The organism is Acinetobacter sp. 809848 (genome assembly GCF_000581275.1).
Lineage (GTDB): Bacteria > Pseudomonadota > Gammaproteobacteria > Pseudomonadales > Moraxellaceae > Acinetobacter > Acinetobacter pittii.
This window is the reverse complement of record NZ_JEXG01000041.1, coordinates 1-12,633: the sequence shown is the minus strand read 5'-3', so window position 1 is coordinate 12,633 and position 12,633 is coordinate 1. Positions and strand designations below refer to the sequence as shown.

General features: G+C 39.0%; 17 protein-coding genes and 1 riboswitch. Of the genes, 9 read left to right on the top strand and 8 right to left on the bottom strand.

The genetic code is table 11. From position 1 onward, the window contains the following. Positions 1–90 precede the first annotated feature (90 nt). Together J536_RS21000 and J536_RS20995 are read right to left on the bottom strand one after the other, a co-directional pair. Positions 91–708: an L-threonylcarbamoyladenylate synthase gene (locus J536_RS21000; RefSeq protein ID WP_002120255.1), complete on the bottom strand. Its 618-nt coding sequence runs from the start codon at positions 706–708 to the stop codon at positions 91–93. Positions 709–798: 90 nt separating this feature from the next. Further along, positions 799–1,461 carry an elongation factor P hydroxylase gene (locus J536_RS20995; RefSeq protein ID WP_017481314.1) on the bottom strand — a complete coding sequence of 221 codons (663 nt, stop codon included), beginning with the start codon at positions 1,459–1,461 and terminating at the stop codon, positions 799–801. A 96-nt stretch (positions 1,462–1,557) separates the two neighbouring features. Here J536_RS20995 and J536_RS20990 point away from each other — a divergent pair, with 96 nt between their 5' ends. The 6 genes from J536_RS20990 (at position 1,558) to lysM (ending at position 5,228) form a co-directional block, all read left to right on the top strand. Beyond that, positions 1,558–2,118 (top strand): YceD family protein, encoded by a 561-nt coding sequence (locus J536_RS20990; protein WP_002120393.1) that lies wholly within the window; start codon positions 1,558–1,560, stop codon positions 2,116–2,118. Positions 2,119–2,192: 74 nt separating this feature from the next. After that, positions 2,193–2,378, top strand: coding sequence for a 50S ribosomal protein L32 (rpmF, locus tag J536_RS20985; RefSeq protein WP_000290730.1), 186 nt, complete (start codon positions 2,193–2,195; stop codon positions 2,376–2,378). A 151-nt stretch (positions 2,379–2,529) separates the two neighbouring features. After that, a complete protein-coding gene (gene fabD, locus J536_RS20980; RefSeq protein WP_017481315.1) occupies positions 2,530–3,516 on the top strand; it encodes an ACP S-malonyltransferase in 987 nt (328 codons plus the stop codon). Then, positions 3,513–4,247 (top strand): 3-oxoacyl-ACP reductase FabG, encoded by a 735-nt coding sequence (fabG, locus tag J536_RS20975; protein WP_002120395.1) that lies wholly within the window; start codon positions 3,513–3,515, stop codon positions 4,245–4,247. The genes fabD and fabG overlap by 4 nt, the downstream gene beginning before the upstream one ends. Positions 4,248–4,331: 84 nt before the next feature. Next, positions 4,332–4,568, top strand: a complete 237-nt coding sequence (gene acpP / locus J536_RS20970) for an acyl carrier protein (protein ID WP_001279871.1) — start codon at positions 4,332–4,334, stop codon at positions 4,566–4,568. A gap of 186 nt (positions 4,569–4,754) precedes the next feature. After that, positions 4,755–5,228 (top strand): peptidoglycan-binding protein LysM, encoded by a 474-nt coding sequence (lysM, locus tag J536_RS20965; protein ID WP_002120434.1) that lies wholly within the window; start codon positions 4,755–4,757, stop codon positions 5,226–5,228. Positions 5,229–5,272: 44 nt separating this feature from the next. Here lysM and J536_RS20960 read toward each other — a convergent pair whose 3' ends face one another. Beyond that, positions 5,273–6,040, bottom strand: a complete 768-nt coding sequence (locus J536_RS20960) for a hydroxymethylpyrimidine/phosphomethylpyrimidine kinase (protein WP_032063847.1) — start codon at positions 6,038–6,040, stop codon at positions 5,273–5,275. Between the two features lie 97 nt (positions 6,041–6,137). On the opposite strand from J536_RS20960, the gene J536_RS20955 reads away from it, so the two are divergent. After that, on the top strand, positions 6,138–6,812 hold the full coding sequence (locus J536_RS20955) for an HAD-IA family hydrolase (protein WP_002120346.1): 675 nt from the start codon (positions 6,138–6,140) through the stop codon (positions 6,810–6,812). A gap of 62 nt (positions 6,813–6,874) precedes the next feature. Here the strand turns inward: J536_RS20955 and ribB are convergent, their stop codons facing one another. After that, on the bottom strand, positions 6,875–7,534 hold the full coding sequence (ribB, locus tag J536_RS20950; RefSeq protein WP_017481316.1) for a 3,4-dihydroxy-2-butanone-4-phosphate synthase: 660 nt from the start codon (positions 7,532–7,534) through the stop codon (positions 6,875–6,877). 91 nt (positions 7,535–7,625) lie between these two features. Then, positions 7,626–7,776: riboswitch (FMN riboswitch) on the bottom strand. A 176-nt stretch (positions 7,777–7,952) separates the two neighbouring features. Here ribB and J536_RS20945 point away from each other — a divergent pair. After that, the gene (locus J536_RS20945; protein WP_032063845.1) at positions 7,953–9,737 is read left to right on the top strand and encodes a DUF2157 domain-containing protein; all 1,785 of its coding nucleotides are present in this window, start codon (positions 7,953–7,955) and stop codon (positions 9,735–9,737) included. Next, on the top strand, positions 9,734–10,294 hold the full coding sequence (locus J536_RS20940) for a GDYXXLXY domain-containing protein (protein WP_017481318.1): 561 nt from the start codon (positions 9,734–9,736) through the stop codon (positions 10,292–10,294). Before J536_RS20945 ends, J536_RS20940 begins: the two co-directional genes overlap by 4 nt. Before the next feature lie 45 nt (positions 10,295–10,339). Here J536_RS20940 and panD read toward each other — a convergent pair whose 3' ends face one another. From panD to J536_RS20920, 4 genes are all read right to left on the bottom strand, one after another. Next, on the bottom strand, positions 10,340–10,720 hold the full coding sequence (gene panD / locus J536_RS20935; protein ID WP_002120296.1) for an aspartate 1-decarboxylase: 381 nt from the start codon (positions 10,718–10,720) through the stop codon (positions 10,340–10,342). Between the two features lie 131 nt (positions 10,721–10,851). Further along, a complete protein-coding gene (gene pth, locus J536_RS20930; RefSeq protein ID WP_017481319.1) occupies positions 10,852–11,433 on the bottom strand; it encodes an aminoacyl-tRNA hydrolase in 582 nt (193 codons plus the stop codon). A gap of 20 nt (positions 11,434–11,453) precedes the next feature. Continuing rightward, positions 11,454–11,750, bottom strand: a complete 297-nt coding sequence (gene rplY, locus J536_RS20925) for a 50S ribosomal protein L25 (RefSeq protein WP_002120443.1) — start codon at positions 11,748–11,750, stop codon at positions 11,454–11,456. A 96-nt stretch (positions 11,751–11,846) separates the two neighbouring features. Then, positions 11,847–12,633 (bottom strand): ribose-phosphate pyrophosphokinase (locus J536_RS20920; RefSeq protein ID WP_032063843.1); only part of this gene is annotated, 787 nt, incomplete at its 5' end.

Sequence of the window (12,633 nt, the reverse complement as noted above, 5' to 3'; positions counted from 1 at the left end):
ACTAAAGTGTAAAAAAAATCCAAAATAAATAAAGAGTATTTTTTTGAGTGATAATACTTTTTTTTAAACTATTGGTAAAAAAGTAAGTGCTTATTCAAAAGCACTTACATCGCCAACACCACGGCGGATAATTTCAGGATGTTCGCCCGATAAATCAACGATACTTGTACTGGTCAAGGTACCAAAACCACCGTCAATAAATACATCAATTCGTTTATCTAACTGATTTTCAATATCATAAGGGTCATCTAGAGGGTCTTCTTGACCCGGTAAAATTAATGTACTGGTGAGTAGCGGCTCACCAAGTTCTTGTAATAAAGCCTGACAAATCGGGTTGCTTGGAATACGTAAACCAATCGTTTTCTTTTTAGGGTGCATCAATCTACGAGGAACTTCACTTGTTGCAGGTAAAATGAACGTAGTAATAGCTGGTGTGTTCGCTTTCAATAAACGATATGTCGCATTATCAACTTTTGCATAAGTTGCAATATCAGATAAGTCACAGCACATAATGGCATATTGATGTTTAGGTCCTAAGCCACGAATCTGTGCAATACGTTCCATGGCATTTTTATTACCGATTTGACACCCAATTGCATAGGCAGCATCGGTAGGGTAGACCACAACATCTCCTGCTCGGATACGTTCAACCGCTTGGGCAATGAGGCGTTGCTGTGGATTTTCAGGATGTACATGTAAATGCATCATATTTTAGAGACTCCATCACGCCAGTGTTAAAAATAATTATTAGGCTTTTTAAATGGCCTAGGCAAGCAATTAACGTAGCTTTTTTGTCAATTAATCAAGGAGTTCACGTTTAAATTCATTTAATTGTAAAGGTGTACCCGAACGTGTACATTGGCAAATAAAACCAATAAGTGCTACTGCATCACGTGGCAACTTAGCTTCACCCGAAAAGTAACGTTGGACTTGAGCATAAACGTTATCTTTAAATAGTTTGCCATCACCGCTATCACCTGTAAGGTTATCGAGTGAAACTCTAAATTTTCGGCCAAAAGATTGCGCAAATAACCATTCAATTGCTTGTGGCTTAATTTCTACTTGTTCAAATAAACTTTGCTGTTCTTGGGTGCGACCATCAGGTGCATACCAATAACCTAAATCTGGTAATAGACGTCTTTTTTCACCTGCAATAGACCAGTGACTAATTTCATGCAAAGCACTATTAAAGAAACCGTGAGCAAATTGGATCTTGGCTGGTTCTTTATTTGTCGCTGGGAAATATTCAGGTTCAAAATCACCACGAACTAATGTCACATTATGGTGGGAAAACCAGTGATTAAAGTGTAAAATAAGCCAATCAACTTGCTCAGACTCCGATTTTGAGCTTGACCATGGTGAGAGTTGCACTAGGTCAGGTACAAGAGTGTTCTGATGAGTTGAATGGGTGCAAACGAGTAATGAAGTGTTAACTTCAGGTTGCGGCTGCAACAGGTGCATTGCTTAATTTACCCCGAGTTCTGTCTAAAGAAGTGCAAAATTGTATCTTAATCTTTGACAGAGTACCGATGAATTTGTAGAATTGCCGCCTTAATTATGTCAGCAAATACCTTTCCGGCACAGATTGAGCCGTTTAAATGGGCTGAACAAGGCTTTACATGGTCAGGTCAACTGCCCTTGTCTCGCTTTGCTCGTATCGCTCGTGAAGCTGTTGGATCAATTGATAACCAATTGATCAACATAGACTGTAAGCTATCAATGGATGCATATCATCGCATTGTGTGGATGGACGGTCACATGGACACGAAAGTTCCAATGGAGTGCCAACGTTGTTTGGAACCTGTTGAAATGCCTCTTGTCTTAGACTTCCATATTGCATTAGTGGATGATGAGTCACTGATAGAGCGCTTGGATGAGGATGCTGATTTCATCGTTTTAGGTGAAAGTGAGTCTTCGACGAAAGGCGATTATGATACGCCTGCCTCGATTAACTTACTCGCATTACTAGAAGATGAACTGTTATTGTTGATGCCTTTATCTCCCAAGCATGATGCTTGTGAACATAAACATCAACCTACCATTCAGAATGTTGTCGAAGAAAAGCGGGATAATCCGTTTGATGTTTTGGCAGGTTTGAAGGGTAAACTTAACTCATAATTTGTGTTATAATTGTGAGATAAGACAACTGAATTTGTTCTGATCCATTTTTTCGATCTTTGTAAGGAGCCATCATGGCCGTTCAGCAAAACCGTAAAAGTCGCTCTCGCCGTGACATGCGCCGTTCACATGACGCTTTAACCGAGAATGCATTAACAGTAGACCAAGCAACTGGTGAAACTCATCGTCGTCACCACGTGACTAAAGACGGTTTCTACCGTGGTCGTCAATTATTCGCTAAAGCAGCTGATGCTGAATAATTGCATGATATGCATTAAGCGTGATGCTTAAGTATAGAAAAAATGGGAGCGAAAGCTCCCTTTTTTTGTTGTTTTTCGCAATTATAAATATATAAATAACATGTTAAATTTCCGCTCCAGAAATGAGTGAAAACCCAAAAAAGGATTTCTTATGTCTGCTAAACGTCTTGAACAAGTAGCTTTAGCCACAAAAACTGCATTTGTGTTTCCTGGTCAAGGTTCACAAAAAGTCGGTATGCTTGCTGAACTAGCAGAACAGTTTAGTGGGGTCGGGCAAACTTTTGCAGAAGCTTCAGATGCTCTTGGATTTGATCTTTGGCATATTGCACAAAGTGGCGAAGGTCTCGACCAAACAGAAAATACCCAACCTGTGTTATTAACTGCCAGTATCGCTTTATGGCGTGTATGGCTTGATTTAGGTGGTCTGGCACCTAAATACCTTGCAGGACATTCACTAGGTGAATACAGTGCATTGGTAGCTGCAGGCTCTATGAGCTTGGCGGATGCAGTTAAATTAGTTAACTTGCGTGGCAAGCTCATGCAAAGTGCTGTACCTCAGGGTCAAGGGGCTATGGCTGCAATCCTTGGCTTGGCTGATGAGAAAGTGGTTGAACTTTGTCAAACCGTGAGTGCATCAGGTGAAGGTTCTGTAGAAGCTGCAAACTATAATTCACAAGGTCAAGTTGTGATTGCAGGAAGTACAGCTTCTGTACAAGAAGTTATGGCTTTGGCAAAAGAGCAGTCAGCTAAAGCAATTGCTTTACCAGTGTCAGTTCCTTCTCATTGTTCGTTGATGAAACCTGCCGCTGAGAAATTTGCAGAAGCTTTGGAACAAACTGCCATTGAGCTACCTACCATTCCTGTAATACAAAATGTCAACGCGGGAATAGCTACCGATGTTGCTCAATTGCGTCAGGCATTAACTGCACAATTGTACCAATCAGTACAATGGACACGTACCATGCAGTCTCTACAAGACCAAGGTATTCAATATGTTGTTGAGTGTGGTCCAGGTACAGTATTGAGTAACCTCGCAAAGCGTTTACCAAATATTGAAAAAGCTTTTTCTATTGATAGTAAGAGCAAAATGGAAGATGCCCTAAATGCTGTTTTAGTGGCAGAAGGAAAAATTGCATGACACAAGAACGCAAAGTTGCATTAGTAACGGGCGCGAGTCGGGGTATTGGCGCTGCCATTGCCCAGCAACTTATTCAAGACGGTTATTTTGTTGTAGGTACTGCGACTTCTGAATCTGGTGCACAAAAGTTAAGTGATAGCTTTGGTGAACAAGGTGCAGGTTTGGCGCTCGACGTGCGTAATCTCGATGAGATTGAAGCAGTCGTTTCTCATATTGAACAGAACTATGGTCCTGTACTTGTTCTAGTTAACAATGCAGGTATTACGAAAGATAATTTGTTGCTTCGTATGTCTGAAGATGATTGGGATGACATTCTCAACATTCACCTTAAAGCAGTTTATCGTTTATCTAAACGTGTGCTTAAGGGTATGACGAAGGCACGTTTTGGTCGAATTATTAATATCAGTTCTGTTGTAGCTCACTTTGCAAACCCAGGCCAAGCGAACTATTCTGCTGCTAAAGCAGGTATTGAAGCATTCAGCCGTAGCCTTGCAAAAGAGATGGGTAGCCGCCAAATTACTGTAAACAGTGTGGCGCCAGGCTTTATTGCAACAGAAATGACAGATGCACTTAGTGAAGACATTCGCAAAAAAATGAGTGATCAAGTGGCTTTAAATCGCTTAGGTGAGCCACAAGATATCGCAAATGCGGTGAGTTTCCTTGCAAGTGATAAAGCAGGTTACATTACCGGTACGGTATTACATGTAAATGGTGGTTTATACATGGCCTAACGCCGATGTATAAACTTTTAAAAATTTTTATATTCAATTAAACTAGTGGCAAATTAAACGCCACAAGCAATGAGGAGAATTCCTGTGAGCGATATCGAACAACGCGTTAAACAAGCGGTTGCAGAACAACTTGGTCTTAAAGCTGAAGAGATTAAAAACGAAGCATCTTTTATGGATGACTTAGGTGCTGACTCTTTAGATTTAGTTGAACTTGTTATGTCTTTCGAAAACGACTTCGACATCACTATCCCTGATGAAGATTCTAACGAAATCACTACAGTTCAATCTGCAATTGACTATGTAACTAAAAAACTTGGTTAATTCGCATATTGCTGAATAAAAAGAAGGCCACCGTAAGGTGGCTTTTTTTATTTTAGAAAAAATTTAAGAGATACATATTTTTACAAGATCAACCTCAATTGATAGCAGAGGTATAACTTTTTTGAAGTATAACAATAAAGGTCAGTTTAATGACTTTACTATAAACAATAATATGAGGACTAAAAGATGGGTCTTTTTGATTTTGTAAAAGGTATTGGCAAAAAAAATACCGCACCAGCAGAACCACAACCAGCTCCAGCAACACCAGCAGAACCTTCTGCACAAGAAGTTGCAAATAAATTATTAGGTTTAATTAAAAGTTTGGGCTTAGGGGTAGAAGGCTTATCTGTAACCTATAACGGTACTACTGATACTGCAATTATTAAAGGGCAGGTAAAAAGCCAAGCAGATAAAGAGAAAATTATTCTTATTGTTGGAAACATTGATCATGTGGCTCAAGTAGATGACCAGATGACAGTGGCAACTCCTGAACCAGAAAGTAAATTTTATACAGTGAAATCTGGTGATAACCTTTCAAAAATTGCGAAAGAAGTTTACGGTGATGCAAATCAATATCCAAAAATCTTTGAAGCAAATAAACCAATGTTAAAAGATCCTGATGAGATTTTCCCGGGGCAAGTTTTACGTATTCCTCAATAATTAAGATTAATAAAAAAGGCGCTTTAAGCGCCTTTTTTGTGCTTTTAAAAACGCTTTGGAATCTTTTGTCCGTTTGGTACAGGGGTGTCTGCATTTTTTAAAACACCGAATAACCATGTTTCAGCATGCTGTACTGCAATTTTTAAAGAATCACCTAAAGCTAAACGGCCAGCGATAAAGCTAGCTAAAGAACAACCTGAGCCGTGATATTCACCTTCAAGGCGAGGACAGCTACTACTCGCTGCTAGTTCACCATTTATGTATAAACTATTTTTAATATGATCTGGTGTATCTTCATGTCCACCTTTCACTAGAACAGCTTTAGCACCCATTTCAAAAAGCTTTTGAGTGGCTTGATCTAAATCAGTAATACCTGTTAGAGCACGTAATTCAACGGTATTTGGAGTAATAATTGTGGCTAGAGGAATAAGTTCAACGAACGCTTTAACGAGAGTTGCCTGATCACCTAAAGAGCCGCCACTGTTTGCGACTAAAACAGGATCAAGTACATATTGATAGTCAGGATGAGCACGTAAAAATTCAGCTAGTGCCGCAATATTATCTGTCGTGCCAAGCATGCCTGACTTAACACATTTAATGGGTAAGTCACCTACAACTGCATTTGCTTGTGCTAATAAGAGTTCTTTTGAGGTTGCTTCGAAGCCAAATACTTGTTGTGAGTTTTGAATTGTGAGGGCAGTACATGCAATTGCTGCATGGGCACCACTTTGTCCAATTGCTTCGATATCGGCTTGTAAACCTGCACCACCTGAAGGGGCTAAACCCGAGAAACAAAGTACGGTTGGACGCACGGTTATTTCCTTTTCAATTTAAATTTACGTTAGTATAAGAGAGTTTGATTAAACTCTCGACCAATTGAATTAAATACTTTACTGGGTTAGTGATTGAATGGCTATAAAACATATTTTGATTGATTTGGATGGAACCTTAACAGACCCAAAAGTTGGAATCCATACTTCAATTCGCTATGCAATGGAGAAATTAGGCTATCCATTGGCTGCTGATTTAGATATTGATTGGACAATTGGCCCACCATTAAAGCCATCACTCGCAAAATTATTAGCTACTCAAGATGATGCTTTAGCTGAACAAGCTTTACTTGCTTATCGCGAGCGTTTTTCGGTGGTTGGCCTGTTCGAAAATGAAGTGTATCCATCTGTTGCCAAAACGCTTAGCGCTTTAAAAAAAGAAGGATATCGTTTATTTGTCGCAACTGCTAAACCAACGATTTATGCAAAACGTATCTTGGACCATTTTGAATTAAGTCAATACTTTGTACATATCTATGGGAGTGAGTTAACGGGTGAGCGCACAAATAAAGCTGATCTTATCCATTATATTCTTGAGCATGAGCAATTAAACCCAGAAGAATGCTTGATGGTCGGTGACCGTCAATATGACGTTTTGGGTGCTCGTCATAACGGTATTGAGGCGGTAGCGGTGACTTATGGTTACGGAACAGCAGAGGAACTTGCTCAAGCACAGCCAAAAGCAATGATTAAGCAATTTTCTGAGCTTTTGGACTACGTTGAAGAACTGGCAGCACAAAAGAAAGTTTCTTAAATATTATTTATTAAATTTTAATTTGAAGGTTTGGCTTTGATCTAAAGCCAAACCTTTTTTGTTTAAATGCTGTGTTGTTGGCGGTATTGAACAAGTTCTTCAATCGTAATCACCGTTAAGTGATGAGTTTGAGCATATGCTAAAACTTGAATGCCCGATGCCATTGTGCCATCCGGATTGGTTAATTCACATAATACGCCAGCGGGTTTAAGCCCAGCTAGTCTTGCTAGATCAATTGTTCCCTCAGTATGACCTCGACGAGTAAGGACGCCACCATTACGTGCACGTAATGGGAAAACGTGACCTGGACGATTTAAGTCACTTGCAACAGCACCATCTTTAATAGCAGTTTGAATAGTTGTTACACGGTCTTTAGCAGAAACACCAGTGGTAACGCCTTGAGCTGCCTCAATGGTCACTGTAAAAGCGGTATGAAACTGGCTCGAGTTTTGAGAAACCATTGGTGGTAGTTCTAGATGGTCTGCTAGCTCTTCTGTAAGGCATAAACATACGATACCCGAGCCATCACGAATCATGCGTGCCATTGTTTCTACCGTTAAAGTTTCGGCTGCAACAATTAAATCTGCTTCATTTTCGCGATCAAAGTCGTCCATAACCAAGACAGGCTTGCCTTGACGGATATCTTCTAATGCTTGTTGAATGCGTTGCTCAGCAGGAGAGAGGGCTGAGAAAAAAAGTTCTGGTTGAATTAAGCTAGACATAATGAAACGCTCTCGTAAAAAATACGGTTGAACATTTCAGGACTGATGTAAAAACAGGCTGGCACTGAAATAAAACGGATTTATCCCAGTTCGTCGTCTTCTTTCATCCGGACTATACCGTCGGCTTTGGAGTTTCACCAAATCTGCTCAAATTACACAATTTAAGCTCGTGGGCTTGTTAATCTATTTATAAAAATTAACTTTACCACCGGTGGGGAATTGCACCCCGCCCTGAAGCGATGGGTTTTATTATAGCGCGCTTGATAGAATTGGCTAGATGCTTTTATAGAATGCTAAGTTTCTTTATGAATAAGCATTTTCATAAATCGAAATAGGCTTTTTAACAAGAGCTTACTTGTTGATATGAAAATGGAATGCTATGTTTTTTATAGAAAATTATAAATAAAATAGGTGTTTCATGCAGATAAGAGACTATTATCCTCTGACCAATAGCTTGTTTATTCAGCATCTCCATATTTTCAGTTATGTATTTATGGCGGTAAGTATTCTGTATTTAATTGCTGCTAACTGGTTGATGCTTCCAGACAGTATTCAACTCGCGATCCCGCCCGTTATATTACTTGTTACAGCTTGGTTCAGCATAAAAGATACATTAAGTGATGGGGTTAGGCAGACCTTACATAGCGTTAGTGGTTTGATGATAGGTTTAAGCTTGGCTGTAATTGGACAGGTTTATCAAACTGGTGCAGACAGTTATTTGCTTTTTTTAATTTGGACATTGCTTTTATTACCGTGGTTATATCGGCCCAATATTGGAATCTTTGCTTTAATTTGTATTACCAGCCAACTCACACTTTTTTTATTTTTTAAACAGACTTTCTGGTCTGAAAAGTTTCCTTATTTATATTTAATCGCTCTAAATCTATTAAGCCTTATTGAGTTTTGGGTATGTATAAAGAAATATCGTGCTTTAAGGTTTGTCTTTATCGCTTGGTTCGCCGTTATTTCGATTATTGGAATGATTCAATATTTATCGAATGAGAATATTCCTTATTTAATTTCTGCCTTCTTTTCAGGAATAATCGCTTTTTATTATTTCTTCAAAAAAGACGATCAGTTATGTGCCAGTTTAATGGCAGCTGTTTTGGGTGTGACTGCAACCATATGGCTTGTAGATGGGATTAATAACCTATTTAAAGACTCTAATGAGTTCATATTTTTATTGATTGCAGGCATTATTTTTATTTGGTTTGCGCTGATTAGCTATCTTTTAATAAAAATTTTTCGTCAAAGCCGCTTTTATGTCATTCCATTGGCAATTGGTGCTTGGCTTGCTGGCTTGTCACTTGCAGCTTTTACGCTGGTGTTTTGGGAAGCTATTTCTTTAGTTATTGGAGTTGTTTTTGTTGGATTGGCGTTTATTCTTTTAAAGAAATCACAAAGCTATTTCTTTCGGCAATTTGCCTATTGTTTGTTTATCAGTGGGCAGACCGCTTTCTTGTTTCATCTTGGTTCAGAAACAGATCAAATTCTATGGGTTTTAATTGCACAGATTTTTATTCTATGTATTAGTTATTTTCTTAAACCACATTGGTTCTTCATTTTAATTCAAATGCTTGCTACGTATGGCATAGCTTTTATCTATTTGCTACAACTGGACCATTCATTGTGGTCAATACATTCTACTCAGACTTATTTAAATTTAACTTTGCTCAGTTACTTGGTTTTTAGTTTGGTGCTCTTACCTAAGAGAGAATCAATAGCCCTATACGAGCGTAGTATTTTTTTATGCGTGATGGTCGTAATTCTTGTAGCTTCTTTTTTCAATACTTTTATGGGGTTGGTACCAGAAAATTCGATAGATCAGCAGTTATGGGTTTTATATTTACTACCTGTTGTCTGGTTACTTTGCTTTAGTGTTCTTCATTTATATCGACAACTTAAGGCACTCACTTTTTTCGCCTTTTTAATATTTGGTGTGTTACTTATTGTGTTGGGATATTTTGAAATTTTCATCCTGCTTATTATTTTAACGTGGGCATTAAAAAAGAAAGATTATATTGTGTATGGAGTGAGCTTAACAGTATTCGTTTTTGTGTTCTGGCAGCTCTATTACAACCTACAAATAACTTTTCTAGCTAAGAGTGCATCTATTTTTATTTCGGGTATTGTTTTGTTGGCTCTGTCTTGGTTACTTCAACGTGAAAATAAAAATGATCTTGTTAAAGGAGAGAAAGAATGAAAAAGTATTTTTCTCTTATTCTTGCCGTTATCACGCTATTATTTTTTGCAGGTTTAGTGGCGAAAAACGAATGGCATTTGCACCATAGTAAAAGTATTTTTATTGAGCTTAAGCCAGTTGACCCTCGTTCAATTTTACAAGGTGACTATATGGCACTGGCTTATGAATTACATTTACAATCTCTTAAAGCTCTTGCAGGAAGTGAAGGTGAGGCTCTGGAACAGGTGATTTTTAATCGCTCTTCCGTTCCCGCAAAAGTTATTTTGGATTCACAAAATCGCGTAGTTCGTACCATTTTAGATATTAATAATTCATTTGCTGGGCAGAGGTTAATTTTAAAAAATCCTGAAAATCGTTTGCAGGCTTTATATCCTGCCTCTCGCAGTTTCTTGTTTGCAGAAGGCTTGGCTCAATGTTATGAAAAAGCCAAATATGCTGAATTTAAGGTAAATCCTGAAGGAGAGGTGATATTGTTCGAATTACGAGGAGAGCAGCTTCAACCATTAAATTGTGAAAAACAAAAGAACTGGTGGGAAGGAACTATTAAGGATTTATAAAATAATAAAAGCCCGTCAATGCGGGCTTTTTATTCTTAAAATAAATTAGGCAACTTGAACAGGAATGCAATTCGCTGTGTGGTTGACTGTATTATTTGGATTAGCATATACCAAACGTGGTTTATGAATATTTGCTTCAGCTTCAGTAAAATCACCAAATGTAGCAATAATTACTAAATCGCCAACGTCTGCTTGATGTGCAGCACCGCCGTTTACTGAAATAATTCCAGAGTTATCTTCACCACGAATCGCATAAGTTGTGAAGCGTTTGCCATTGGTTACATTCCAAACATGAATTTCTTCATATTCACGAATACCAGCTAAGTCCATCAATACGCCATCAATTGCACAAGAACCTTCATAGTGAAGTTCAGCATGGGTTACAACTGCACGGTGAATTTTGCATTTTAATAAACGAGATAGCATGGCTAGCGTCTCCTGAGTAGACCTAAGAGGTAGATCTTATGGTGAAATCTTTAGCTTTTGCGGTTGGCAAAGTGGCTGATGCGCATTTTGCTCCTAAAAAAGCAAGATAGCAAGCATGATTGTTCAACAATTTAAGTGGGTTTATATGCATTAATTTGATTCATGGCCTGTGGAACTTGTCCTTGAACAAGTAGCTTCACTTTAGAAAGGGCATGATCAATTGCAGCATCCATCAGACTTTGTTCACTACTTGGCGCTTTTCCAAGTACGTGACCTGAAACTTTCTCTTTCGAGCCAGGATGTCCGATACCAATACGTAAACGGTGAAAATTTGGACCAATATGAGGGACAATGTCACGTAAACCGTTATGACCACCGTGTCCACCGCCTGTTTTAAGACGAATTACACCTGGGCTCATATCAAGTTCATCATGAGCAATCAAAATTGCTTCGGGAGCAATTTGATAAAATTTTGCAAATGGAACTACACTTTGTCCAGAACGGTTCATAAATGTAGTGGGTAGAAGTAGACGGACATCGTGTCCTTCTATATTACCACGTCCACTGATTCCGTGAAATTTCGGATCATTTTTTAATGTAATGCCATATTTGTCAGCAAGCTGTTCAATGAACCAAAAACCTGCATTATGGCGGGTTTGGGCATATTCTGAACCAGGATTGCCCAAACCAACAATTAGCGAAATATTTGACACTAATCTACGCCTTTAAACACTTATGCGCGTTTGAAGTCAGCGTGCATAGGAGTGTTTTTAGATGGGTGACGTTGTAACGCTTGGATTTTAACGTTTTCAACTTTGTCGCCCACTTTGATTTCTACAACTTCTTCAAAGAAAGCATTGCTTTCTAAAGCTTTTACAAGCTCACGAAGTTCTAAAGTAACAGTTACAGGCTCAGCGTTGCCACCATAAATGATAGCTGGAATTAAAGCTTCGCGACGAAGGCGGCGGCTCGCACCTTTCCCTTGTTTGTCTTCAGCACGCGCTTGAGCGTTTAATACGAAGTTTGCCATGAGTAAATCCTCATTAAAGTTTAAAAGACTAAACTTGCGACCAGTTTAGTGATAGAAAACCCCAGCCAAGGCTAGGGTTTATAAAAAGCTGCAATATTATAAACTATCGAACATTGCACTGATAGACTCTTCGTTATTAATACGACGAATCGTTTCAGCAACCATGCTAGCAACAGAAACCTGACGGATCTTGCCTAAGGTCAATGCTTCTTCAGAAAGAGGAATGGTATCAGTCACAACCAGTTCATCAATAACTGAATTACGTAAGTTTTCAATAGCCTTACCTGATAGTACAGGGTGAGTTGCGTACGCAACTACACGACGTGCACCAAATTGCTTAAGCGCATCAGCTGCTTTACACAATGTACCAGCAGTATCGACCATATCGTCTACGATAACGCAATCACGATCTTTTACGTCACCAATTAAGTGCATAACTTGCGACTCATTGGCTTTTTGACGACGTTTATCAATAATTGCTAAATCGATGTCACCCATCTGTTTGGCAACAGCACGAGCACGTACTACACCACCAACGTCAGGAGAAACCACCATAAGGTTGTCATGTTGTTGTTGACGTAAGTCAGCAAGCAAAGCAGGAGTACCGTAGATGTTGTCGACAGGAATATCGAAGAAACCTTGAATTTGGTCAGCATGTAAGTCGATCATCACGACACGGTCAATACCAACAGTGGTAAGCATGTCTGCGACAACTTTAGCTGTAATCGGCACACGTGCAGAACGTGGACGACGGTCTTGGCGAGCATAACCAAAATAAGGGATAACAGCGGTAATACGACCAGCACTTGCACGACGCAAAGCATCTGCCATAACCAAGATTTCCATAAGGTTATCATTGGTAGGGGCACAAGTAGGCTGAACG

Coding starts and splice junctions, on each gene's coding strand:
- J536_RS21000 (WP_002120255.1), bottom strand. CDS start 708: ATGATGCATTTACATGTACATCCTGAAAATCCACAGCAACGCCTCATT.
- J536_RS20995 (WP_017481314.1), bottom strand. CDS start 1,461: ATGCACCTGTTGCAGCCGCAACCTGAAGTTAACACTTCATTACTCGTT.
- J536_RS20990 (WP_002120393.1), top strand. CDS start 1,558: ATGTCAGCAAATACCTTTCCGGCACAGATTGAGCCGTTTAAATGGGCT.
- rpmF (WP_000290730.1), top strand. CDS start 2,193: ATGGCCGTTCAGCAAAACCGTAAAAGTCGCTCTCGCCGTGACATGCGC.
- fabD (WP_017481315.1), top strand. CDS start 2,530: ATGTCTGCTAAACGTCTTGAACAAGTAGCTTTAGCCACAAAAACTGCA.
- fabG (WP_002120395.1), top strand. CDS start 3,513: ATGACACAAGAACGCAAAGTTGCATTAGTAACGGGCGCGAGTCGGGGT.
- lysM (WP_002120434.1), top strand. CDS start 4,755: ATGGGTCTTTTTGATTTTGTAAAAGGTATTGGCAAAAAAAATACCGCA.
- J536_RS20955 (WP_002120346.1), top strand. CDS start 6,138: ATGGCTATAAAACATATTTTGATTGATTTGGATGGAACCTTAACAGAC.
- ribB (WP_017481316.1), bottom strand. CDS start 7,534: ATGTCTAGCTTAATTCAACCAGAACTTTTTTTCTCAGCCCTCTCTCCT.
- J536_RS20945 (WP_032063845.1), top strand. CDS start 7,953: ATGCAGATAAGAGACTATTATCCTCTGACCAATAGCTTGTTTATTCAG.
- J536_RS20940 (WP_017481318.1), top strand. CDS start 9,734: ATGAAAAAGTATTTTTCTCTTATTCTTGCCGTTATCACGCTATTATTT.
- panD (WP_002120296.1), bottom strand. CDS start 10,720: ATGCTATCTCGTTTATTAAAATGCAAAATTCACCGTGCAGTTGTAACC.
- rplY (WP_002120443.1), bottom strand. CDS start 11,750: ATGGCAAACTTCGTATTAAACGCTCAAGCGCGTGCTGAAGACAAACAA.